The sequence below is a fragment of the Pseudomonas sp. PDM32 genome, assembly GCF_019219225.1.
In the GTDB taxonomy this organism is placed as follows: Bacteria; Pseudomonadota; Gammaproteobacteria; order Pseudomonadales; family Pseudomonadaceae; genus Aquipseudomonas; species Aquipseudomonas laurylsulfatiphila.
In genome coordinates this window covers 1-22,495 of record NZ_JAHUWE010000005.1, presented here as the reverse complement: position 1 = coordinate 22,495, position 22,495 = coordinate 1, and the positions used below count along the sequence as shown (strand labels likewise).

At 61.7% G+C, this 22,495-nt stretch carries 18 protein-coding genes; 6 read left to right on the top strand and 12 right to left on the bottom strand.

The annotated features are described in order from the left end of the window. Positions 1–156: 156 nt before the first annotated feature. The 3 genes from KW846_RS10820 to KW846_RS10810 all read right to left on the bottom strand — a co-directional run bounded on the left by KW846_RS10820 (position 157) and on the right by KW846_RS10810 (position 2,904). Positions 157–1,050 carry an NAD-dependent epimerase/dehydratase family protein gene (locus KW846_RS10820; RefSeq protein ID WP_218482227.1) on the bottom strand — a complete coding sequence of 298 codons (894 nt, stop codon included), beginning with the start codon at positions 1,048–1,050 and terminating at the stop codon, positions 157–159. A 103-nt stretch (positions 1,051–1,153) separates the two neighbouring features. Further along, positions 1,154–2,065 (bottom strand): LysR family transcriptional regulator, encoded by a 912-nt coding sequence (locus KW846_RS10815; protein WP_104450845.1) that lies wholly within the window; start codon positions 2,063–2,065, stop codon positions 1,154–1,156. Between the two features lie 248 nt (positions 2,066–2,313). Next, positions 2,314–2,904 carry an NAD(P)H-dependent oxidoreductase gene (locus KW846_RS10810; protein ID WP_218482226.1) on the bottom strand — a complete coding sequence of 197 codons (591 nt, stop codon included), beginning with the start codon at positions 2,902–2,904 and terminating at the stop codon, positions 2,314–2,316. Between the two features lie 163 nt (positions 2,905–3,067). Between KW846_RS10810 and KW846_RS10805 the strand changes: the two genes are divergently transcribed. Continuing rightward, complete coding sequence (locus KW846_RS10805) at positions 3,068–3,382, top strand: putative quinol monooxygenase (RefSeq protein ID WP_218482225.1); 315 nt, start codon at positions 3,068–3,070, stop codon at positions 3,380–3,382. On the opposite strand, the gene KW846_RS10800 is transcribed toward KW846_RS10805, so the two are convergent. Further along, positions 3,372–4,136 carry a sulfite exporter TauE/SafE family protein gene (locus KW846_RS10800; protein WP_218482224.1) on the bottom strand — a complete coding sequence of 255 codons (765 nt, stop codon included), beginning with the start codon at positions 4,134–4,136 and terminating at the stop codon, positions 3,372–3,374. The two genes, KW846_RS10805 and KW846_RS10800, sit on opposite strands and share 11 nt — an antisense overlap. Positions 4,137–4,339: 203 nt before the next feature. Between KW846_RS10800 and KW846_RS10795 the strand changes: the two genes are divergently transcribed. The 4 genes from KW846_RS10795 (at position 4,340) to KW846_RS10780 (ending at position 6,717) form a co-directional block, all read left to right on the top strand. After that, positions 4,340–5,224, top strand: a complete 885-nt coding sequence (locus KW846_RS10795; RefSeq protein ID WP_218482223.1) for a LysR family transcriptional regulator — start codon at positions 4,340–4,342, stop codon at positions 5,222–5,224. Between the two features lie 42 nt (positions 5,225–5,266). Then, positions 5,267–5,845 carry an NAD(P)H-dependent oxidoreductase gene (locus KW846_RS10790; protein WP_218482222.1) on the top strand — a complete coding sequence of 193 codons (579 nt, stop codon included), beginning with the start codon at positions 5,267–5,269 and terminating at the stop codon, positions 5,843–5,845. A 49-nt stretch (positions 5,846–5,894) separates the two neighbouring features. Then, positions 5,895–6,266 (top strand): MerR family transcriptional regulator, encoded by a 372-nt coding sequence (locus tag KW846_RS10785; RefSeq protein ID WP_218482221.1) that lies wholly within the window; start codon positions 5,895–5,897, stop codon positions 6,264–6,266. Between the two features lie 106 nt (positions 6,267–6,372). Further along, positions 6,373–6,717: a cupin domain-containing protein gene (locus KW846_RS10780; RefSeq protein WP_218482220.1), complete on the top strand. Its 345-nt coding sequence runs from the start codon at positions 6,373–6,375 to the stop codon at positions 6,715–6,717. Positions 6,718–6,948: 231 nt separating this feature from the next. Here the strand turns inward: KW846_RS10780 and mmsB are convergent, their stop codons facing one another. Together mmsB and KW846_RS10770 are read right to left on the bottom strand one after the other, a co-directional pair. Continuing rightward, complete coding sequence (gene mmsB / locus KW846_RS10775) at positions 6,949–7,836, bottom strand: 3-hydroxyisobutyrate dehydrogenase (RefSeq protein ID WP_218482219.1); 888 nt, start codon at positions 7,834–7,836, stop codon at positions 6,949–6,951. Positions 7,837–7,846: 10 nt separating this feature from the next. Then, positions 7,847–9,373, bottom strand: a complete 1,527-nt coding sequence (locus tag KW846_RS10770; protein WP_218482218.1) for a CoA-acylating methylmalonate-semialdehyde dehydrogenase — start codon at positions 9,371–9,373, stop codon at positions 7,847–7,849. Positions 9,374–9,523: 150 nt separating this feature from the next. Between KW846_RS10770 and KW846_RS10765 the strand changes: the two genes are divergently transcribed. Further along, complete coding sequence (locus KW846_RS10765) at positions 9,524–10,471, top strand: LysR family transcriptional regulator (protein ID WP_104450826.1); 948 nt, start codon at positions 9,524–9,526, stop codon at positions 10,469–10,471. On the opposite strand, the gene KW846_RS10760 is transcribed toward KW846_RS10765, so the two are convergent. From KW846_RS10760 to recC, 6 genes are all read right to left on the bottom strand, one after another. Beyond that, entirely contained in the window at positions 10,468–10,932 is a 465-nt protein-coding gene (locus KW846_RS10760; RefSeq protein WP_256356695.1) for an OmpA family protein, read from the bottom strand. The genes KW846_RS10765 and KW846_RS10760 overlap by 4 nt on opposite strands. A 44-nt stretch (positions 10,933–10,976) precedes the next feature. After that, positions 10,977–12,245: a diguanylate cyclase domain-containing protein gene (locus tag KW846_RS10755; protein ID WP_218482217.1), complete on the bottom strand. Its 1,269-nt coding sequence runs from the start codon at positions 12,243–12,245 to the stop codon at positions 10,977–10,979. Then, complete coding sequence (locus tag KW846_RS10750; protein WP_218480186.1) at positions 12,242–12,817, bottom strand: YfiR family protein; 576 nt, start codon at positions 12,815–12,817, stop codon at positions 12,242–12,244. The genes KW846_RS10755 and KW846_RS10750 overlap by 4 nt, the downstream gene beginning before the upstream one ends. Positions 12,818–12,936: 119 nt before the next feature. Continuing rightward, on the bottom strand, positions 12,937–15,045 hold the full coding sequence (gene recD, locus KW846_RS10745) for an exodeoxyribonuclease V subunit alpha (RefSeq protein ID WP_218482216.1): 2,109 nt from the start codon (positions 15,043–15,045) through the stop codon (positions 12,937–12,939). Then, positions 15,042–18,731, bottom strand: a complete 3,690-nt coding sequence (gene recB, locus KW846_RS10740; protein WP_218482215.1) for an exodeoxyribonuclease V subunit beta — start codon at positions 18,729–18,731, stop codon at positions 15,042–15,044. The genes recD and recB overlap by 4 nt, the downstream gene beginning before the upstream one ends. Continuing rightward, positions 18,731–22,180: an exodeoxyribonuclease V subunit gamma gene (gene recC, locus KW846_RS10735; RefSeq protein WP_218482214.1), complete on the bottom strand. Its 3,450-nt coding sequence runs from the start codon at positions 22,178–22,180 to the stop codon at positions 18,731–18,733. Before recC ends, recB begins: the two co-directional genes overlap by 1 nt. Positions 22,181–22,495 lie beyond the last annotated feature (315 nt).

The following is a 22,495-nucleotide window of genomic DNA, read 5'->3' as shown; positions in this document are numbered from 1 at the left end:
CGAGGGCCGACCGGCCATCATCTGTGTCATCGAAAATGCCATCGCGGGCAAGCCCGCTCCCACAGGTTTTGTGTCGTTCACAAAATGGGCGAACAACACAAAACCTGTGGGAGCGTGGCTTGCCCGCGAAGAACGATGACGCGGTCTAAAGCGAACTCACACCATCTCGTCGCGAATCCACTCCACCACCGAAGTGCGCTTCGGCACCCAGCCCAACAGTTCCCGCGCATGCTTGCCGCGCACCCGACTGTTGGAACCCAGACCATAGTTGGCCATTTCGTAGCCCCACTCGGCTTCGGCATCCTTGAGCGGCCAGTCCTGCGGCTCGCCCAGGTTCAGCGCCCGGGCCATCGCCGTGGTCATGTCGATGAACGACGCTTCACCGCTTTCAACGAAGTAGAACGTGCCCGGTACATTTTTGGTCAGCGCCAGCAGGTACAGCGCAACCACGTCTTCGATATGCACGTTGGACCAGATGTTGCGGCCCGTGCCGACATGGCGCACCACGCCACTTTTGCGCGCCTGTTTGAGCAAGCGCGGCAGCTGCACGCTGTCGCGATGGACGCCCAGGCTGTGGCCGTAGATCAAGGTGTTGCAGATCACTGCCGAGTTCACACCTTCCATGGCTGCCGCCAGGATCAGGTTATCGATGGCCACGCGCGCCGCCTTGTCGACGGTCGGTTCCGGCAGGTCGTCTTCGAAGTAGATGACATCACTGGATTGGCCGCCCGAGGCATCACCGACAATGCTCGAGCCGCTGGTGTGCAGGAACACCTTGCCAGAACCGCGCAAGGCATCGAGCAAGGCTTCCACTGCGCCACGATGATCGCTGCTGGCCGCGTTGATCACTGCATCGGCAGCGAGTGCCTGATCGGTCAACAGGTCGCGGTCGTCCAGACTGCCCACCACCGCAGAAATGCCCAGTGCACGCAGCTCATCGGCCTGTTCGGCGCTGCGCACCAGACCGGTGACAGCGTGGCCGGCCTGGACCAGGCCCGTGGCGATGGAACCGCCGATAAATCCGGCAGCGCCGGTAACGAATACGTTCATGGAGAAACTCCCTGCGTGGATAAGTGATGCAAGGAGTATCCGGTAGCGATCACCGCCGAAAAATGCCCTCTGACCCAATTCACTTTTGCGTAGGGGTCACGAATCAGCCTTTGAAATCCGCGCTCGCGTAATCCGCCAATTTGCCCTGGATAAAATCCAGGAAGCATTGAATCCGCAAGGCCAGCTGCGAGTTACGGTAGTACACCGCATTGATCGGCTGGCGGTAGCCGCTGTTGAATTCGGCCAGCAACACTTTCAAGCGTCCGGCACGAATGTCTTCGATGGTCATGAAATGCGACAGGCTGGCGATGCCCTGCCCGTCCAGTGCCAGATGGCGGATGGTCTCGCCGCTGGAGGCGCTGATCGAGGCCTGGATCGGCCAGCGATCGCCATGCACATAACGCAGCGGCCATTGGTTGAGGCCTTCGTTCTGGGTGAACCCCAGTAGCGTATGGTTGGCCAGGTCAGCCACGGCCTGCGGTGTGCCGTGCTTTTCCAGGTAGGCCGGGCTGGCGACGATGTGCAGCGGGCTGCAACCGAGGGAGCGGGCATGCAGTGTCGAGTCGGTCAGGGTGCCGATGCGAATGGCGATGTCGGTGCTCTGCTCCAGCAGGTCGATGATCAAGTCATTGCTGTTGAGTTCGAGCTGGATGTCCGGGTAGAGCCTGCGGAATTCATCGATGTAGGGCACGATGGCGTGCAGCATGAAGGGGGATGCCGCGTTGATCCGCAGGCGCCCGGACGGTGTTTGCTGGCGTGAGGACAGGCGCTCTTCGAGCTCGTCCATCTGATCGAGAATGCGCTTGGCGTGCTCGAAGAAGTACTTGCCCTCCTCGGTCAGGTCCATGCGTCGCGTGGTGCGATTGATCAAGGTGGTGTCGAGCTTGGCCTCCAGCCGCGACAGCGTACGGCTGACCGCCGAAGGCGTTTGCCCGACTTGCTCGGCCGCCGCAGAAATCGACCCGCATTCAATCACGCAGACGAATATCTGCAATTCATCGGATCTGGCTTTCACGTGTGTCCCTTATCGATAGTCCTGCGCCGCTTCTTTTGAGTTGTGAGGAACCATTGTGGCGAGGGGGCTTGCCCCCGTTGGTCCGCGAAGCGGACCCACAACCCACTAACGCGGTGGTTCAGGAAGTCGCGCGTCAACTGACTTTACGACGGCTTCGCCGCCGAACGGGGGCAAGCCCCCTCGCCACAAAAGCTCCTTCGCCACAGAAACTGTGCCTGACTCAAACAATCGATAGTAGCCCGAAACGGTTACGCCGACAGGCCAAACACCTCAATCAAATGCTGCTCATAACGCGCCACATCGCCTTCGATGTTCGGGCGCTTCATCACGTCCACACAGAGGAAAGTCGGCAGACCGGTCATGCCAAGGAACTCGTTGGCCTTGTGGAACGGGAAGTAGACCGCGTCCACACCTTTGGCTTCGAAGAAATCGGTCGGGTCGTCGAAGGCTTGCTGGGGGGCGTTCCAGGTCAGCGACAGCATGTACTGCTTGCCGTGGATCAGGCCGCCGCTACCGTACTTCTGCGAGGCGTCGGAACGGGTGCGGCCGTCGCTGGCGTAGAGGCTGCCATGACCTTCGGTGAAGACTTCATCGATGTACTTCTTCACGGTCCACGGCGCGCCCATCCACCAGCCGGGCATCTGGTAAATGATCACATCGGCCCAGAGAAACTTGGCCACTTCTTCGGCGACGTCGTAGCCCTCGTCGATGAAGGTGGTTTTGATATCCACACCACCGCGATCCAGCACGCTCAATGCGGCTTCATGCAGGGTGGTGTTGTAGCGGCCGTCAGAGTGCGCAAATTGTTTGGCGCCGTTGAGCAACAGGACTTTTTTCATGGAAGGTCTCGGGAAGGGTCGGGAAATCGATGGCGGCAGAGTACCGATCGGCCTCGCGCGGAATAAGCGTCGTTTTGGCAAAATTCATTTGACCTACAAGCACGAATCCACAGCTAATTGTTGCCTTAGACTGGCACCCATTCTGACCTGAGGAGAGATGTAGATGAGTGAAATCCAGGGCTTCATCCTGCACGCCAAGACCCGTCCGGAAAAATCCGACGCCTTCGAAGCGTTTTTCAGCGGCTACGTGCAAGCAAGCCGCGCCGAACCCGGCTGCATCGAATACCACATGCTGCGCGACAAACAGGACCCGACCCTGTTCATCTTCTACGAGATCTGGCAGTCCCAGGCCCATCTGGACGTGCACTCGAACCTGCCGCACATGAAGAAGTTCCTCGAGCAGCGCGATGAATACCTGGAACGGGACTTCGACATCCGCGCCATCGACATGATCAGCCCGTCGTCCGCTAGCCGCTGATCAGCAAATGGCCGCCGAGCACACCCAGGCCAACGAAAAACACGCGCTTGAACCACAGGGCGCTGATCCGCTGGCGCAGCGATTGCCCCAGCCACATGCCGAGCATGGCCGGGATCAGCGCCAGCAGCGACGCGCTCAACTCGCCCCCGCCGAGCGCGCCGCGCCATAGCAAGCCACCGGCCAGGGCCAGGGTCGAGACGGTGAAGGACAGGCCCAGCGCCTGCACCAGTTCGTCCCGGCTCAAAACCAGCGCTTGCAGGTAGGGCACCGCCGGAATCACGAACACGCCGGTGGCCGAAGTGATGACGCCGGTCAGCAGGCCACACAGCGGACCGAGCCAGCGTTCACGGTGGGGTCCTACGCGCAAGGTCGGCAGGCACAATCCGCTCAGTGCATACAGCAACAACGCAGCGCCCAACCCTCGCACCACCCAATGGCCACCGCTCATGCCGATCCACAGCGTGCCTGCCCCGGTGCCGATGAAAATCGCCAGCAACATCGGCCACAGTCGTTTGACCAGCCCGGACAAATGCCCGCCGAATGCCAGTTGCCAGACGTTGGTGAGCGTTGCCGGAATGATCAATAGAGCGGCTGCCTGCGACGGCGCCATAGCCAGACCCAGCAGTCCCATGGCAACCGTTGGCAAGCCGAGGCCGATCACGCCCTTGATCATGCCGGCCAGCACAAAGGTGCCGATCACCAGCAGTGACAAGGCCAATCCGAGATTCTGGTAAAACGCCGAGAGTGTGTTCATGGGGCTATGGTGGGCCCGCGGGGGTTGATTGAAAATCTGCCATATACTGAGGTTGCCTCTTGCTTTGACAGAGGCTGATTGTTTCGCTGCGACAACTGGCCTCTTCGCGGGCAAGCCCGCTCCCACAGGTACCGCGATCCACTGTGGGAGCGGGCTTGCTCGCGAAGGAGCCAGTCCAGACAGCAAATAAACCGGGAATGACAATGCACTTCGACCTGACCGACCTGCGCCTGTACCTGAACATCCTCGACACCGGCAACATCACCGCCGGCGCCGCACGCAGTCATCTGTCACTCGCAGCGGCCAGCGCACGGATTCGCGCCATGGAGGCATCTTTGGGCGTCGAGTTTCTTCAGCGTAACCGTCGCGGGGTCAGCCCGACGCCGGCCGGCGATGCCCTCGCCCGGCACGCCCGGGTTCTGCTGCAACAGGCCGAACGCCTGCAACAGGAACTGGCCGAATACGCCAAGGGCGTCAAAGGCCAGGTGCGGCTGCTGTGCAATACCACGGCGATCACCGAGTACCTGCCGGAGTTGCTCGCGGACTTCCTGCACAACCATCCCAACCTCGACATCGACCTGCAGGAACTGCCCAGCGCCCGCATCACCCACGCCTTGCGCCAGGGCGCGGCGGACCTGGGCATCGTTTCCGACGCGGTGGACACCGATGACTTGCAGACCCGAGCGTTCCGCGATGATCCGCTGGTGCTGATCATGCCTCGCGATCACTCCCTGGCACAGGCAACCTCGGTGAGCTTCACCGACACGCTGCATCACGACTACGTCGGCCTGAATGCCAACAGCGCGCTGGCGGTGTATCTCGAAGAACAGGCGCTGCACGCCGGCCTGCGCATGCAGATTCGCATCCGCGCCGATGGCTTCGATGGCGTGATGCGCATGGTCGCCCGTGGCGCGGGCCTGGCGATAGTGCCGTTGGCCGCAGTCGAGCGCGGGTCAGGCGGTCTGCCCTTCAAAAGCCTCGCCCTGCAGGAGCCCTGGGGCCAACGCAAACTGTTGCTCTGTGCACGGGACTTCGCCGCATTGCCCGGCTATGCCAAGGCCCTGCTGCACGCCTTGACTCTCCCCTGAGGGGCAGACTTTATCCTTGAGGTTTGATCTTCGAGGACAGCGATGATGGGTAAACGAATACTGGTGATCCTCGGGCATCCGTCCAGCAACAGCTTCTGCGCCGCCCTTGCCGAGCGTTACTCGCAGTCGGCCGTGCGCGCCGGGCATGAGGTGCGGCAGTTGTTTCTCGGCACCCTGGATTTTGACCCGGTGCTGCGCGAAGGCTACCAGCAGGTCCAGCCGCTGGAGGCCGACTTGCGTAACGCCCAGGCCGACATCCTGTGGGCCGAACAGCTGACGCTGGTTTATCCGATCTGGTGGGGCGGCGTACCGGCCTTGCTCAAGGGCTTTTTCGACCGGGTGTTTTTGCCGGGGTTTGCCTTCAAGTATCGCCAGGGCAAAGCCTTCCCCGACAAACTCCTGCACGGCCGAACCGCCCACCTGCTGGTGACCATGGACACGCCGCCCTGGTACTACCGCTGGATCTACCGCATGCCCGGTTTGCATCAGGTGCGTAAAACCACACTGGAATTCTGTGGCATCAAGCCAACCCGCACCCTCACCTTCGGACCCATTCTCGGCGCCAGCGCAGACCGGCATACGGCCTGGTTACGCCAGGCCGAAGCTATCGCCAGCGCTTGAGTCGGTCGATAATGCGCCGAGCTTTATCCTCGGAGAAAAGGACCTTCCCATGTACATCGGCCAAGCCGCGAAACGTTCCGGAACCACTGTCAAAAGCATCCGTCACTACGAGTCGATTGGCCTGTTGCCTGCCGCCCGACGCCAGGGCAAGTACCGCATCTATGACCAGCACAGCGTCGATCTGCTGATCTTCATCAAATGTGCCCAGCAGCTGGGTTTCAGACTCAAGGAATTGCAGTCAGCCTTCGCCGGACATCAGGGCCCGCAGTTGCCATGGGAACGGGCCCATCAGGTCATCGCCAGCAAAAAAAGGGAAATCGCCGAACGGATAGCGGCGCTGTCGCAACAGCACGCGCAATTGGTCGAGTTCGAAAACAGTCTCGAACAATCCAGGCTCGACTGCCCGTTGACCCGTCTTTGAGGGCTGTGCGTTTCTGAGCAGTTCAGTGTCGAGCACAGACAACTGACCCACGGACATGCGCTATAGGGTGCGACTTCAGTTCTTGAGCCCACTGCCCGGAGTCATCATGACCGCACCGATTACCGTTCTTCGCGACACCCACCCGCTGCCCGTGCTCGACGCCTGCAAATGGGAAAAGCTCGAAGGCGACCCGCACACCGTCAACCTCAACGCCTACTCCAGTGAAGACGGCAGCAAGATCATGGGCACCTGGATCTGCACGCCCGGAAAGTGGTACGTGGAATACGTGAAGTGGGAGTACTGCCATTTCCAGGAAGGCTACTGCATCATCACCCCGGAAGGCATGGCGCCGATCCACCTGCGCGCGGGTGACATTTTCGTCGTTGAACCGGGGATGAAAGGCACCTGGGAAGTGGTGGAAACCGTGCGCAAATATTTCGTGTTTGCCTGATACAAAAAAACCGGGGATCACCCGACGTGATCTCCCGGTCAAAAAAGTCTGCAGGGGCAATACCGAACCTGTGGCGAGGGGGCTTGCCCCCGTTCGAGGGCGAAGCCGTCGTAAAGTCGGTAACCGCGGTTCGTATGACCCACCGCGTTTATCTGTTCTGGGTCCGCTTCGCGAACCAACGGGGGCAAGCCCCCTCGCCACAACAGCCCTCACCACATTCAATGAATCGCTTCATTGCGGTTTGCGATAGCTATTGATGATCGCCGAGAAGTCCTGCCCACCTTCCCCACGCAAACTCATCGCCTGATACAACTGCTGTGCCACCGCGCCAAGCACCACCGGCTGGTGCGCCTGACGCGCCGCTTCAGTGGCCAGCCCCAGATCCTTGAGCATCAGTTCGGCCCCGAAGCCGCCGGTATAACCGCGCGACGCCGGTGCTGTTTCGACGATACCCGGCCACGGGTTGTACATCTCCGAACTCCAGCAACGCCCGGTGGAACTGTTGATGATGCCCGCCAGCACCTTGGTGTCGATGCCCAGCGCATCACCCAGGGCCATGGCTTCGCTGACGCCGACCATGGAAATCCCCAGCAGCAGGTTGTTGCAGATTTTAGCGATTTGCCCGGTGCCGACCTCACCACAATGGACGATGTTGCGGCCCATCTGCGCCAGTACCGGTTGCAGGGTGGCGAACAGTTCAGGCGTGGCGCCGACCATGAAGGTCAGGGTCCCGGCGGCTGCACCACCGGTACCGCCAGAGACCGGCGCATCGGCCATGGTCACGCCCTGTTTGGCAGCGGCGGCGGCCACGTCTCGCGCAGTCTGCGGATCGATGGTGCTGCAATCGACGGCCGGTACGCCTTGACCGATACCGGCGAGCACGCCGTCTTCACCCAGCCACACGCTGCGCACATGCACGGCGGCAGGCAGCATGGTGATCACCAGTTCGGCGCCCTCCGCCGCTTCACGGGCCGATGCGCTGATACTGCCGCCCAGCTGTTCCAGCTCCGCCAGCACAGCCTTGTTCAAGTCCACCAGGCGCAGCGCATGGCCGGCCTTGATCAGGTTGCGCGCCATCGGCGCGCCCATGTTGCCCAGACCGATAAAAGCGATTTTCATGTCCGGCTCCTTATCGCAAGTTGATCGTGGTGTTCACACCGTCGTTGACGCTGTTGTCATCGAACCAGCGACTGGTGACGGTCTTGGTCTGAGTGTAGAACTGCACCACTTGCTTGCCGTACGGACCGAGGTCGCCGAGCTTAGAGCCGCGCGAACCGGTGAAGCTGAAGAACGGGACCGGCACCGGAATCGGGATGTTGATGCCGACCTGGCCGACATCGATCTCGCTCTGGAATTTACGTGCCGCCGCACCGCTCTGGGTGAACAGGCCCGTGCCGTTGCCGAACGGGTTGGCGTTGACCAGGGCGATGGCCTCGTCGAGGGTGGCGACTTCCAGCACCACCAGCACCGGGCCGAAGATTTCCTGGGTGTAGATCTGCATGTCGGGGGTCACGCCGGAAAACAGGGTCGGGCCGACAAAGTTGCCCTTCTCGTAACCTGGAACCGAGATCTCGCGACCGTCCAGCTCCAGTTTGGCGCCTTCCTTGATGCCGCTTTCGATCAGGTCGAGAATCCGCGCCTTGGCTTTTTTCGAAATCACCGGACCGACATCGGTGCCCGGCTCGCTGCCGGCATTGACCTTGAGTTTTTGCGCCAGCGCCTTGAGGTCCGGTAGCCATTGCTTGGCCGCACCCACCAGCACCACCACAGAAGTGGCCATGCAACGTTGACCGGCAGCACCGAAGCCGGCACCCACCAGCGCATTCAGCGCTTGTTCGCGATTGGCGTCCGGCAGCACCACGGCGTGGTTCTTGGCACCCATCATCGATTGCACGCGCTTGCCGTGTTTACCGGCCAGGTCATAGACATGAGTACCGACGGCGGTCGAACCGACGAAGGAAACCGCCTTGATGTCCTTGTGGGTGCAGAGCCCGTCCACCACATCCTTGCCGCCATGCACGACGTTGAGCACGCCGGCCGGAATGCCCGCCTCGATCGCCAGCTCCACCAGGAGCATGGTCGACATCGGGTCCTGTTCAGACGGCTTGAGCACGAAGGTGTTACCGCAGGCGATGGCCATCGGGAACATCCACAACGGGATCATCGCCGGGAAGTTGAACGGGGTAATGCCCGCGCACACGCCGATCGGCTGGCGCAGGGTGTAGGTGTCGACGCCACCGGCGACGTTTTCAGCAAACTCGCCCATTTGCAGGCTGCCGATGGAGCAAGCGTGCTCGACCACTTCCAGGCCACGGAAAATATCGCCTTCGGCGTCGGCAATGGTCTTGCCCTGCTCGGCGCTCAGGACCGCGGCGATGCGCTTGGAGTGCTCGCGAATCAACGCCTGGAGCTTGAGCATGATGCGCATCCGCGCGCCGATGGGTGTCAGCTTCCAGGTCTGGAACGCACGATGAGCGGCGCTGATGGCGGCATCGACTTCTTCGGCGGTGGCAAACGGCACTTTGGCCAGCACTTGCTGGGTCGCCGGGTTGATGATGTCGTGCCATTCGGTGGACTTGGACTCGACCCACTCGCCGTTGATCAACAGTTTGACCTTTTGCACGGTGGTTTCGTTAGGCGTGAGCGATACGTTCATGTGGGTCTCCGGATCCTTGTTGTTATCTTGGGAGCCAGGGCGAAAGGGTCGCCCTGAGATGAGCTGTTTGTCGCGAATTGGTTCTCGGACTGTTTTTGGAGTATAGATGTGCAAACTTCTGATAAGAACGCACATAAAAACCGGTCCAACATGCAAAAAAACATCACCTCCCTCGGCTCGTTGAACTGGGATGACCTCAAGTTTTTCCTCGAGGTCGCCCGCACCCGCAAGGCCAGCACCGCGGCCAAGCGCCTGGCGGTGGACTACACCACGGTGTCGCGGCGCATCAGTTCGCTGGAAACGGCGCTGGGCACCTTGCTGTTCGAGAAGTCCCGGACCAACGGCTTTGTCCTGACTGCCGAAGGCCAGCGGTTGATGGGGTATGCCGAATCGATCGAAAGCACCTTGCACATGGCGTGCGAGCAGGTTTCCGGGTCCGGCGTGGCGCTGTCCGGTCATGTGCGCATGGGTTGCACCGAAGGTTTCGGCAGCTTTTTCATCACGCCGCAGCTGAGCCACTTCGTCGACACCTACCCGGCGATCTCGGTGGACATCCTGCCGCTGCCGCACTTCATCAGCCTGTCCAAGCGCGAGGCCGACATCGTCATCGCCCTGGAGCGTCCGGAGCATGGCCCGTACGTCTGCTGCAAACTGTGCGACTACCGGTTGCAGCTGTACGCGACCCAGGATTATCTCGACAACCACCCGGCCATCCGCCGCCCGGCAGACCTGGCGAAACATTCGTTTATCAGTTACGTCGACGACCTGGCGTTCAGCTCGGAGCTGTTGTACCTGGCCAATGTACTGCCCGGCGCCAGCGCCAACCTGCGCAGCACCAGCGTGATCGCGCAGTTCGTGGCGGCGCAGCAGGGGCGCTCACTGGCGATCCTGCCGTGCTTCCTCGCAACACAGGACCCGCGCCTGCTGCCGGTGTTGCCGCAGGAAATCAACATCACCCGACAGTTCTGGATGTACTGCCGGGAGGACCTCAGGAAGCTCAAGCGGATCACCCTGTTGTGGGATTACATCCGCCAGGTCACTGAGCAGAATCAGGGACTGCTGATGGGGGAAAGCCGGGAGATGTTGTTTGCCGATTAGTCGGAGCTGACAACGATGGCGACCCGGCGATTCTCCGTGCGGCCACTGGAGGTGCTGTTGGTGGCCACCGGTACGCTGCTGCCCAGTCCACGCAACTGGATATTTTCCGGCTTCATGCCGACCGTGTTGAGCACCCTGGCAACGCTTTTCGCCCGGCGCACGGACAGTTGCTCGTTGTAGGCCTCTTTGCCCGATGCGTCAGTGTGGCCATCGACCCGCACTCGTTCGATCCCCACACCGAGCAGTGCCTTGCCGATGCGCTCGACGATCTCGGTGCTCTGCTTGTTCAGGCTGTCATCGTCGCTGCCGAATAACACCTTGCCGGACAAACCGAAGGCCCAGCCATCGTCAGTCAGTTCGAAACCCTGCTGTTTCAGCACGGCGATCTGCGCCGGGGTCAGGCCTTTTGGCGGGGTGGTCTGGCAACCGGTCAGGCTCAGCAGGGCCACGAGCAAGGTCATGGTGAAAAAACGCAGGGAACGCGGGTTGAAAGTGAACACGAAAATCAGCTCCTGTTTTGAACATCGGCGGCAGGGTGCTCCGACCCTGCCGTGTACTGTGCGCCTCGGGACAGGCGCTTGGCCTGGTACATCGCACTATCGGCGGCGTTGAGCAGGGCACCCGGCGTTGCGCCATGATCCGGGTACACCGCGACGCCGATACTGAGTGAGGTCAACACCTGGGTACTGCCCGGCAATGGAATCGGCATGTCCATGCTGGCCAGAATCTTGTCGGCAATTCGTTCGGCGTCTGCGGTCTTGTGCAGCGGTGTTAGCAGCACGGCAAACTCATCGCCACCCAAGCGCGCCACCAGGTCCCCTTCCCGCAGTTGCGCGCGAACCCGGCTGGCCACGGCCACCAACACCGCATCCCCCGCCGCATGGCCGAAACTGTCGTTGATCTCCTTGAAGCGATCGCTGTCGAGAAACAACACCGCCACTCGCTCGCCGAGCTTGTCGGCGTTGCGCAGCGCGCGCATCAGGCGACCTTCGAAAAACGCCCGGTTGGGCAATCCGGTGAGGCTGTCGTGACTGGCCTGGTGCGCCAGGGATTCGTTTTCGCTTTGCAGGTGCGATTGCCAGGCTTCGAGCTCATCGAGCAGGGCATTGAAGTCGTTGCCGAAATCATCGAGTTCGGCAATGTCGGCGGGCGGTACGCGCTTGTCGAAGGCTCGATCACTGCGCGCGGCGTGGGCGACGGTGGCGAGGTTGCGCAGGGGCTTGGTGATCCCGCGAAGTTGTCGGCGTGCCAGAAAGAGCGCCACCCAGGCACTCACGGCCGTGCACAAGAGGATGCCCACCAGACCGCTGAGCAAATAGCGCATCAGGCTGGCGCCATGACCGGTGAGCCGGATGCTGCCGACTTCCCGCCCTTGATGGAGGATCGGCATGCTCATCGGTTCTTCGAGAAACGCTTTGGCGAGGTGCAATTCGAGATCGGAGACCCAGCCGGTTTCCGGTCGTTGCCAACGGGCCAGCAACTGTCCCTGCCGGTCGAACACTTGGGCATCAGCCACTTCTTCGATGGACGCAATCAACGCCAGCGCCTCGGTGGCAGCGGGTTTGTCGTTGAACACCACCGCGGCTTCCACGGTGTAGGTGATCGAGCGTGCGATCAGGTGCAGGTTGTGATCGGCGTACACACGCAAAGCCAGCACGCCGAGCAACGTCAGCGAAACACTGGCCATGGCGACGCCCACCAGCGCGACGAGCAAGTTGCCGCGACCGATGACCGAATGCAAAGTCGGGCGACTGCCCGGAGTCAGTAGCTTCATGGCGCCGCCGGCTTGCGGCGCGAGAGTTGCAGCACGCTCGGATGGATGCGTACTCCGCTGCGAGCGACGGAGTCGAGATTGACCTCGAACGACACCTGCTCGTCGCTGACCCGCAAGCAAAACAGGCTGCCGACCGCGCACTGCTCGTCACTCTCGCTAATGCTCAACACCGGATGCCCGATCAACGCGGCAAACAATCGACTGCGTTCTTCGCCAGTGAGCTTGCCGATGTAAACCGCATCGCAGTCACTGACAATCGAAGGGTTGTCGGCCAACAAGCGTTGCACCGCGACAGGTCGACCGGTCGCCTGGGTCGTGCCTTTGACCAGGTCGTCGGTGTATTCGGTAGGGCCGACCAGGCACAGGCGCAGCAGCAAAGGCTCAACGGGCCAGCGGGCGTAGCTGAGGATTCCGAGGACCACTTGGGTAACTGCTTTGGCGCGTTGGTCCGCCATGCCCACCGGGGGCTGCGATTGAGCGAAAGCGACGCTGGCCAGCAGACAAAGAAGGATGGCAAGCAGCGCTTTCTTACAGCCTACGACGCGCTCTGTCGTCCTGACAGCCACCTTCATGCAGGAATACTCTTGGACCGGAGCGAAATGATGCCGCAACGATAGCACAGCGAGGAAATGCCAGCGAGGCCACGTACTACGCTGCTTAGGACAATTTCCTACAATCGCTCACGGACCTTTCAGTCTGTCGCCTCGCTGCCGTCCTTTAGCTCCAGCATCAACCCGCTCAAGCGCTTGACCCTGCGTTTCACCGCCTCCTCGAACACGCCTGCGCGCGATTCGATCAGGGTGAACCAGTCTTTGGCCCGGGTAATCCCGGTGTAGATCAATTCCTTGGTGAGTACCGGATTCAAGGCGTCAGGAAGAATCAACGCGGTGTGCGCGAACTCCGAGCCCTGGGATTTATGCACGGTCATGGCGTACACGGTTTCGACATCATTCAGGCGGCTTGGCAGGACAAATCGCACGCCGCCCTGGCCATCATTTCGTGGGAATGCCACGCGCAGAACCTGCCTTCCCCCCTCGTGGCCTTCCTGTTCCGGGAGCTTGAGGGCGATGCCAATATCGCCGTTCATCAAACCTAGCCCGTAATCGTTGCGGGTCATCAGCACGGGGCGACCTTCGTACCACTGCTGGTCGCTGTCGATCAGGCGTGCCCTGAGCAAGGCGTCCGTCACTCGCTGGTTCAAGCCCTCCACACCCCACGGCCCCTTGCGCACGGCACATAACAGCTGGAACGCATCGAAGGCTTGCAACACTTCCCGGGCCCAGTCGGTCCAGCGTGAATCTTCCAGCGGGCTGTCGAGTGGCGGTCGCTGTTTGCGCAGCAAGGCCAGGTAATGCCGATAACCCTGCGGGCCCTCACCGTGACCTTCGAGCAGCAAACGCTCCAGGGTCCGGTCTTGCTCGCCCTTGAGGGACAAGCCATACACATCGTCATGGCTTCGCGCGGACAACAACTTGCGTGCTTCTTCCGGCTGCTGCTGGTTGACCCAACGAGCGAGCTGACCAATACCGCTGCCCTCACCGAATCGCCGGGAATGGCGCAACATCACCACCTGTTGGGCCAGTGGATGAGCACCCTGGGTATCCTCCTGCAAGCCACTGGCCTGAAGGCTTTCGCCACTGACGGCTTCCAGCCACTGGCGAGTCTGCGGGCTGTACCAGCCAGCCTCCGCGTCGCGACACAAATCCCCCAGTACCGCACCGGCTTCTACCGAAGCCAGCTGGTCCTTGTCCCCCAACAGCACGAGGCGCGCATGGGCCGGCAAGGCGTCGAGCAGATTGGCCATCATTTCCAGGTCGATCATCGAGGCCTCGTCCACCACCAGCACATCCAGCGGCAGGCGATTGCCCGCGTGGTGCCGGAAATGACGCGTCCCGGGCCGGCTGCCCAGCAGACGATGAACGGTGGTGACGTCGGACGGGATCTTCTCGCGTATGGCTTCGCTGACCTTCAAGGTCCGGACTTGCTGGCTGATGGACTCTGTCAGGCGCGCCGCGGCCTTGCCGGTCGGTGCGGCGAGGCGAATGCGCAAAGGTATGCCGGCCTCGACCGCCGGCGCCTGGAGCAACGCCAGCAAGCGCACAACAGTGGTGGTCTTGCCGGTTCCCGGCCCCCCCGTCACGATGCTGAAGGCGCTCCGCGTCGCCAGGGCGCAGGCGAGCTTCTGCCAGTCGATCACTTCACTCGGCCGGGCAGACCCAAACAAACCGGTGAGGCGCTGGAGCAAGTCGTTCGGTGTGGACTCGTGCTCCGTCAGACGCTCGCGCAACGAAAGGTCGATCCGCCGCTCGTAGGCCCAATAGCGGCGCAGGTACAAGCGTTTGCCCGATAACACCAAAGGCCGGTCACGCACGTTGTCACGGCTGTCAGCGGCCAGGGCGACCAGGTTGCTGGCGGCCAGCACCTTGCACCAATGAGCACCGTCCAGCGATCCGAGCAATTGCGACGGCAACAGCATGGCGCCGCCTTGAACGTCACCTTCGGGTGGTAATGACAGGGCGAAGTCCGGTTCTTTCAGCGTCTCGAACAGGTCGAGGCAGACATGCCCGTGGCCCAACTGGTGGCTGGTCAACGCGGCTGCCAGCAACACCAACGGATCATCCTCCGGTGCCAGCTCATGCAGAAACGCCACAAAGGCTTTGTCCAGCGCGCGCAGCCAGCCACGTTCGACCCAGCGCGTGAGCAGCAACAGCAAATCGTCGGCACGACTCAGCGGCGCCAGATCGGCCAGGCTTTCGGCTGCCAGCGATGTCGGCAGCAAATCGGCGAACGAGCGATTCATAACAGTACTCCCTGTTCCCAGGCGGGCTCGGCCTTGGGCTCTGGCTTGCCTTGGAACAGCCTGTCCAGACGCTCGATCAGTTCTCTTGGCGGGCGGGTGAAAAACACCCCCTGGCTGGCCGCACGCGTGCCCCGCAGGAACAGGTACAACGCACCGCCGACATGCCGGTCGTAGTCGTAATCGGCGAGCCGCGCCTTGAGCTGGCGATGCAGGGCCAACAGGTACAACACGTATTGCAGGTCATAGCGGTTGTCGAGAATCGACTGTTCCATGGCCTGCACGGTGTAGGCAGCATCATCGGCGCCAAGCCAGTTGGATTTGTAGTCGGCAACGTAATAGCGGCCGTCGTGCTCGAACGTCAGGTCGATGAAGCCCTTGAACATGCCGTTGAGCAGCACCGGCTCGGCGGCCACCCGGGCCACGCCGCCATGGGTGTACTGGCACACCAGCGCATCGAGCTTGAGCACATCGACCTTGTGGCTGGCGAACCAGAATTCCATCTCGACCTGGTATTGCGTCAACTGCGCGAATATCACCGGCGCCTGATCGGCCCCCAGTTGCAACGGCGACTTGAGCAGATGCTGCAGCCAGTCACTCAGCGTGGTGATCCAGCCCTCCCAGCCTCGGCGATTGCAGCGACGGGCAATGGCGTCGATTACCTCCTGGGGTGCCGCGGCAAACCCTTCGCCCCCTGCCCATTCGAGCAGACCATGGAGGAAGGTGCCGGGGTTCGGGCCGCGCGGGAAGCGATGGATATCGCCGCCACTGACCACCACTTCCCTGGGCGCCTGCGGGTCGAGACGTTCGTCATCGAACAGTTTTTGCGCCTGCGGACTCTCCGGCGCCTCGTCCGTGCCGACACTCAGGGTGTCGCCAATGCGCAATGCGCTGTAAGAGGCGATCCACCAGTTTTCACTGGCCTTGCGTTTCGGGATCAGCGGAGCCAGCAGCGCCGCGTCGTTTTGCGGAGGCTGGTAATGCTCTGTTGTCGCATCAGGCATCTGGGCATACGCCAGCGCCGGGCAGTCCTGTTGCAGGTCGCGCAACCACTGCTGCAACGCCGGGGAGTCGGCCAATGGCGCACCACCCCCCAACAGATAACCCAGCGCCGACAGATGCAGCACCGAACCATTGTTGTTGCCGCGCTTGAGGTCAGCCACCCCCAGCCAGCAGGCATGTTGCGCCCGGGTCAGGGCGACATAGAGCAAGCGCAGATCCTCGGCCAGACGCTCATCGTCGGCCAGGGCAATCAATTCTGCCGTCGGCTTCAACGTGACCTGGGCATTGCCTGATTCATCGTGGTAGTGCAACGGCAGGCGGCTGCCATCCACCGGCTTCGCCGAGCAGATGAACGGCAGGAACACCAAGGGGTATTCGAGGCCTTTGGACTTGTGGATGGTCACGACCTTGACCAATTGCTCATCACTTTCCAGACGCAGGATCTGCTCCTCGCCCGCCTGCCCGGACAACGCCAGATGCTCGGACAAATGCCGGATCAGCGCTTGTTCGCCATCGAGTTCGGCGGCGGCCTGTTGCAGCAATTCGGACAGGTGCAGGAGGTTCGTCAAGACCCGCTCGCCGTCACTGCGGGCGATCAGCGCCTGGGGCAGACGGAAGTCGTGCAGCAAACGGCGCAGCATCGGCAGCACACCCTGCTTGCGCCAGACTTCGCGATAGCCACGGAACTGCATGACCCGGGATTCCCAGGCCAACTCGTCCTGATTCAGCCGCTCCAGCTCGGTCAACGAAAGGTTCAAGGTGATACTGGCCAACGCGGCCCGCAGCGGCCGCTCGACATCCGGCTCGGCGCAGGCCTTGAGCCAGGTCAGCACGTCATGCGCCTCCTGGGCGGCGAACACCGAGTCCTTGTCCGACAGGTAGACACTGCGCACGCCTCGCGCAGCCAATTCGCCACGCACCGCCTGCGCTTCCTTGCCATCGCGTACCAGGATGGCGATGTCCGCCGGTAGCAGACCCCTGAAGGCTTTGCCGTCCTGGGTGAACCCCGCTTGCCCCTGCTGTCCGCCATTGAGCAATGCCGTGATTTCACTGGCGCAGGCCGCTGCCAGATGTTGCCGGTACACCGCACCGGACAACGGTTGTTCGGCCGGCAAGTGCCAGATGTTCAAGGCCGGGACTGCCTGATCATTTATATGCAGGACTTCTTTGCGACCCTGGGAGGCCACCGGCATGAAAGGAACCGGGTTATTGCCATCCGGCTCCCGAAAGAGGAATGCGCCCCGTCCCGACGCCCGGGCTTCGGCACGCTCGAACACATGGTTCACCGCGTTGACCATGCCATGGCTTGAGCGGAAGTTGGTGCCCAGGGTGTGCAGGCGGCCGGTGGTGGCCTGCCGGGCACGCAGGTAGGTATGAATGTCGGCCCCGCGAAACGCGTAGATCGCCTGTTTCGGGTCGCCGATCAGGAACAGGCCGCACTCGGGGCTGTTCTCTTCAATGCGGTAGATGCTCTCGAAGATCCGGTACTGCACCGGGTCGGTGTCCTGGAACTCATCGATCAGGGCGACCGGAAACTGTTCACGAATCAGGGTGGCCAGGCGCTCGCCGCCATCGGACTGCAAGGCCGCATCAAGGCGCAGCAGCATGTCGTCGAAACCCATTTCCGCCCGACGGCGTTTCTCTTCTTCGAATCGCGCCCCGACCCAGCGGGCGGCATGTTGCAGCACGGCGGCATCGGGCGTTGGCAACCCGTCGAGACAGGCCTTGAGGCCGGCCATCGCATCGAGCCCCGGATGTCGAGGCGCTTCGCCCTTCCAGGCTTCGGCCATGCCATCCGGGGTCAGGCGCGTGAAACCGGTGCCGATGTCCAGTTGCTCAAGGGATTCGTCCTCGGCCCAGGCTTTGATTTTTTCAAACCAGGGCTCGAAATAGCGTGCCTGCATCTTGCGACCGTCGACAGCCTTGCTGGCAACGCCTTCGTGGCAGATGGCAAGCAACTCGTCCGCCCACTGCGGCCATGGCTTCTTGAGCTCGATCAAGGCAGCCCGTCGCTCTTGCAAGCATTGCGAAATTATCTCGGCGGGCTCTTTCCCTTGAAGCGTATCGCGCTCACTGGCGAACAGCGCACGAATCCGCGGCAGCAGCGCCGCCGGACCGCCCCAATTGCTGCGCACCCAATTGAGCGCATCGCCTTGCATCGGGTAGCAGAACAGCCGCCAGTAATCGCGCAGGACTTCCCCCAGCAAATCGCTGTGGTCGGTTTCCAGGGTCTGGGTAAACAGGCTGCCGCTGTCGAAGGCGTGTTCGCGCAACATGCGCTGGCACCAACTGTGGATAGTCGACACCGCTGCCTCGTCCATCCATTGGGCGGCGATATCCAGGCGGTTTGCGCACCCGGGCCATTGCTCGGGCAAGTACTGGTCACGCAGCTCGGCAATCAGGCTGTCGGGGGCCGGCGTTTCATCGCGGAAAAAGCGTGCGGCCTCGGCGAGTCGCGTGCGAATGCGTTCGCGCAACTCTTTGGTAGCGGCGTCGGTAAAGGTCACGACGAGGATTTGCGGGGGCAAGAGCTCACGTCCGAAGCCGCTGTCTTCGCCGCCATTGCCAAGCACCAGGCGCAGGTACAACGCGGAAATGGTGAAGGTCTTGCCGGTCCCGGCGCTGGCTTCGATCAGTTGACTGCCACGCAGCGGGAAGGCCAGGGCCAGCGGTGTCTTCGTACTCATCAACGCGACTCCTCGCTGGACAGTGAACGCCAGGGTGCTTCAAGCAGCGGGCGATAAAGCGCATCACACCAGTCGGGGAAGGTTTCATCGGCGCTCAGGGCATCGTAATCGGTGAATTGCCGTGCGAGTGCCGGACTTTCGCGTCGCTCTCCGTCCGTCGTCTGTCCGTCGCCTTCATAGGCCTTGCGCGCAGCAGTAGCGGCTTTGGCCGGGTCGGTTTGCCCCAGCCACGCGAAGGCGGTCTTGACCGCGATCGGCAGTGGCTGGCGCATACCCGACTGCCAGGCCATCAACAGATCGCCGAGAATTTTCCGTGCCGTGGACTCGTCCATCGGTGCGAGCAACAGGCTGTCGTCACTGGCCACCAGTGCGGTGGTCAATGCCATGCCACTGGCACAGGCCACCAGATGCGTGAGCCACGGGCGCGTCAGTCGATGCCATTTGCGCGATTTGATCGAGCCGATACTGTTGGGGATCGTCGTGACAGACAGCAAACCACCATCAGCACGCTGATGCAGGCCGCTGAGCCAGCCCTCGATGTGCAGGCCTTGCAGTTCAAGATTGACGGGCAACGCACTGCTGAGCGGTGTCGGCCACAAAGCCAGGAGCTGTTGGTGGCGTTGCAGCAAGTCGGGCAATGGTTCGATCAATTCACGTTGCAGGCACTCACCGAAACCGGCCATGGGCAGCAGCCCGCTGTTTTGCAGGCGTTTGGCCTGATCCTCCAGTGCCTGTCCGGTATTTTCCGGATCTGCCAGCGCCGCTTCGAGCAAACGGTCGCTGAGGCTGTAACGCTGCAACGCATCCAGGACAAAAGGCTCTTCATCGGCCAACGGCACTTCAGCCGCCTCGAAGAAGACTTTCAGTCGCTGGCTGAAAAAGTGCCGTACCGGATTGCGCAGGAAATCCTGCAGCTGGCCGAGGCTGAGGGGTTCGTCCTGAACGTGAGGCCCGAGCACTTCGGCGCTCGCCTGTTGCTCTGCCGCTTGATGAAGGACCTGCCATTCGGTGGCGTAGCTGAACGACTCATCCCCTTCGTGAAAGTAGCGGGCGCTGAAAGGCTGCAAGGGGTGTTCCCGGGTCATGGCTTCAAGCAGGTCCTCGCCACTTTGTGCCAATCGCCAACCGCTGGCCAAGTGGTCACGCAACTGGCCGATCAATACCGACGCCGGCCTCTCGCTGTTGTCGCGGATGCTGCGGCCCACCCAACTGATGTAGAGCTGATCCCGTGCCGACAGCAAGGCTTCCAGTAGCAAGTAACGGTCATCTTCGCGCCGGGAGCGATCGCCTGGCCGGTAATCACTGCCCATCAGATCGAAATCCAGCGGCGGTTGCGCGCGCGGATAATCGCCGTCATTCATGCCCAGCAGGCAGACCAGCTTGAACGGGATAGCGCGCATGGGCATCAAGGTGCAGAAGTTCACCGCGCCGGCCAGAAAGCGTTGGGACAAACGGCCCTGATCCAGGCCTGCAAGCCAGGCTTCACGAACGACCGTCAGCGGCAACTCGTCCTGCAAGCCGACGGACTCGCAGGTCTCGAGCCAGGTCTCGCGCAGCTCTTCGAGCTGGGCCAGCAAGTAGTCATCGTGTTCGTTGCTGGCGAGGAAGAACAACTGCACCAACGCCTGCAAGCGCAAACCCCATTGGCGCGGCGGTGCAGGCTGAGAGAGTTCGTGGTGAGCCACTTCCAGCGCGTCCAGCAGCGCAACCAGCGGACCAATGAGCGCAGCGTCCAGACCACCGATTTCGTCGTAGGGTTCGATGCCCTCATAGGCATCGGCGCTGCCAACGGCATAACCGAGCAACATCCGTCGCAAGCCGAAACGCCAGCTGTTTTGCTCCAGCTCATTGGGCAGCCCGAGTCCGGCACGTTGCTCGGCATTCATGCCCCAGCGAATGCCGGCACCTTCGATCCAGCGGTGCAGGGTCGGCAGGTCACGCTCCTCGACACCAAAGCGGGCGCGCAGTGCCGGGACGTCCAGCAGATCGAGGATCTCACTGACGGGGAATCGGCTGTCAGGCAGCTTGAGCAGGTGCTCGACCGCAATCAGCAGTGGATCGCGACCACGCTGGCCCTGGTCCGCCAGCGTAAACGGAATGAAGCGCGGGTCCTGACGGTCGAGCTGGCCAAACACGGCACGAATGTGCGGGGCGTAGCTGTCGATGTCCGGGACCATGACGATGATGTCCCGAGGGCGCAATGCCGGATCGGCACTGAAGCGCGCGAGCAGCTGGTCGTGGAGTATCTCGACTTCTCGCTGGGCGCTGTGGGCAATGTGAAAACGGATCGATTCGTCCGTCTGCAGATCAATGGCCGGCCAGCGCTCCCGAGTCTCGTTGAGGGGACGCAACTCGAGGATGTCATCCTGCAACTGGTTGAGCACATTCAGCGGCTGACCATCACTGAACAGGTCGATGCGCCCGTCTCGGAATGCCGAGCGATAGCTGTTGGGATCGTCGTAACTGTCGAGCAGGTTGATGTAGTCCCGCCCCTGTTTACCCCAGGCAGCCAGCAGTGGGTGAGCATGCTGGTGCAGGGTTTGCGGATCGATCACTACCGGCATGCCGCTCTTGCGGGCCTGACGCTTGTATTGATGACGCAACAGGTCTTTATCGGCGACGATGTCCGCCCAATGGTGACGACACGGGTTATGTACGCACAGCAGGACCTGGCTGAATCGGGCCAGCCCCGCCAGTGCTTCCAGGGCTTGGGCAGGCAGCGAAGAAATCCCGAAAACGATCACTCGCGAGGGCAATCCCTGGGGAGCTGTTTCGAGGTTGTTGATGCACTCGACGAATCGCTGATGGACCCCGGCACGGCTTTGCGCCATGCCTTGCTCTCCGACATCCAGCAAGAGTGCGCGCCATAACTCTGCCTGCCAGCAATTGGCCGGCGTCAGGGCCTTGGCCTCGCCCCTTGCGTTTCTTGTCTGATGTCGACCTTCTGCCCAGTCTTCAAGCCAGTCAGCCCGATAGACCTGGTACTGGTCGAACAGGTCCGCCAGACGCTCAGCCAATTGATAGCGTTTGCGCAGATCGGTGTCATGAGTCAGGAAGCGCTGCAGCGGCTCGAAGTGTGGCTGGTTGATCAACTGCGGCAGCAGGCGCATCAGTCGCCAGGTCAGCGGGGCTTTATCGAGCAGGGACTTGGCCGGAATTTCATCGCGCCCAAGGACCATGCGATAGAGCTGCCACATGAAACTGCCGGGCAACTGCACGTCGATGGCGGCGGCGATTCCGCAGCCGCCCATGTCGTCTTCTTCGGAATCTTCCGCCAGGGCCAGCTTCAGCCATTGGGCAATGCCATTGCTTTGCACCAACGCGATTTCATTCTCCAGGGGAGCCAGCGGGTAGCGCCGCATCCAGCTGACCACCAGGCTGCGCAACTCGTCCAGGCGGTTGCCGTGAACCACCATGAATCCAGCACTGAGGGACGTTGCGTCCGGCATAAGGCTTCCTTGGAAAACACAAATTCGAGGGACGACTTTAGCATTTGTAGGAGCGAGCTCGCTCGCGAAGGTCATCAACGATGATGGGGGTTGTCTGGGGTAACGCGGTGCCCTGAAGTTCTTCGTCGGAACGCCGCCCGGAGCAGGCTCGCTCCTACAGGGAACAGCGTTTGAGGTGTATGGAGGCGCAAAAACAAAACCCCAACTGCTTTCGCAATTGGGGTTTCGGAATTTAATCTTGACGATGACCTACTCTCACATGGGGAAACCCCACACTACCATCGGCGATGCATCGTTTCACTTCTGAGTTCGGGA

Bases quoted from the DNA above. Each gene is read 5' to 3' on its own strand.
- KW846_RS10820 (WP_218482227.1), bottom strand. From the start codon at position 1,050: ATGAACGTATTCGTTACCGGCGCTGCCGGATTTATCGGCGGTTCCATC.
- KW846_RS10810 (WP_218482226.1), bottom strand. From the start codon at position 2,904: ATGAAAAAAGTCCTGTTGCTCAACGGCGCCAAACAATTTGCGCACTCT.
- KW846_RS10805 (WP_218482225.1), top strand. From the start codon at position 3,068: ATGAGTGAAATCCAGGGCTTCATCCTGCACGCCAAGACCCGTCCGGAA.
- KW846_RS10800 (WP_218482224.1), bottom strand. From the start codon at position 4,136: ATGAACACACTCTCGGCGTTTTACCAGAATCTCGGATTGGCCTTGTCA.
- KW846_RS10795 (WP_218482223.1), top strand. From the start codon at position 4,340: ATGCACTTCGACCTGACCGACCTGCGCCTGTACCTGAACATCCTCGAC.
- KW846_RS10790 (WP_218482222.1), top strand. From the start codon at position 5,267: ATGATGGGTAAACGAATACTGGTGATCCTCGGGCATCCGTCCAGCAAC.
- KW846_RS10785 (WP_218482221.1), top strand. From the start codon at position 5,895: ATGTACATCGGCCAAGCCGCGAAACGTTCCGGAACCACTGTCAAAAGC.
- KW846_RS10780 (WP_218482220.1), top strand. From the start codon at position 6,373: ATGACCGCACCGATTACCGTTCTTCGCGACACCCACCCGCTGCCCGTG.
- mmsB (WP_218482219.1), bottom strand. From the start codon at position 7,836: ATGAAAATCGCTTTTATCGGTCTGGGCAACATGGGCGCGCCGATGGCG.
- KW846_RS10770 (WP_218482218.1), bottom strand. From the start codon at position 9,373: ATGAACGTATCGCTCACGCCTAACGAAACCACCGTGCAAAAGGTCAAA.
- KW846_RS10765 (WP_104450826.1), top strand. From the start codon at position 9,524: ATGCAAAAAAACATCACCTCCCTCGGCTCGTTGAACTGGGATGACCTC.
- KW846_RS10760 (WP_256356695.1), bottom strand. From the start codon at position 10,932: ATGACCTTGCTCGTGGCCCTGCTGAGCCTGACCGGTTGCCAGACCACC.
- KW846_RS10755 (WP_218482217.1), bottom strand. From the start codon at position 12,245: ATGAAGCTACTGACTCCGGGCAGTCGCCCGACTTTGCATTCGGTCATC.
- KW846_RS10750 (WP_218480186.1), bottom strand. From the start codon at position 12,817: ATGAAGGTGGCTGTCAGGACGACAGAGCGCGTCGTAGGCTGTAAGAAA.
- recD (WP_218482216.1), bottom strand. From the start codon at position 15,045: ATGAATCGCTCGTTCGCCGATTTGCTGCCGACATCGCTGGCAGCCGAA.
- recB (WP_218482215.1), bottom strand. From the start codon at position 18,731: ATGAGTACGAAGACACCGCTGGCCCTGGCCTTCCCGCTGCGTGGCAGT.
- recC (WP_218482214.1), bottom strand. From the start codon at position 22,180: ATGCCGGACGCAACGTCCCTCAGTGCTGGATTCATGGTGGTTCACGGC.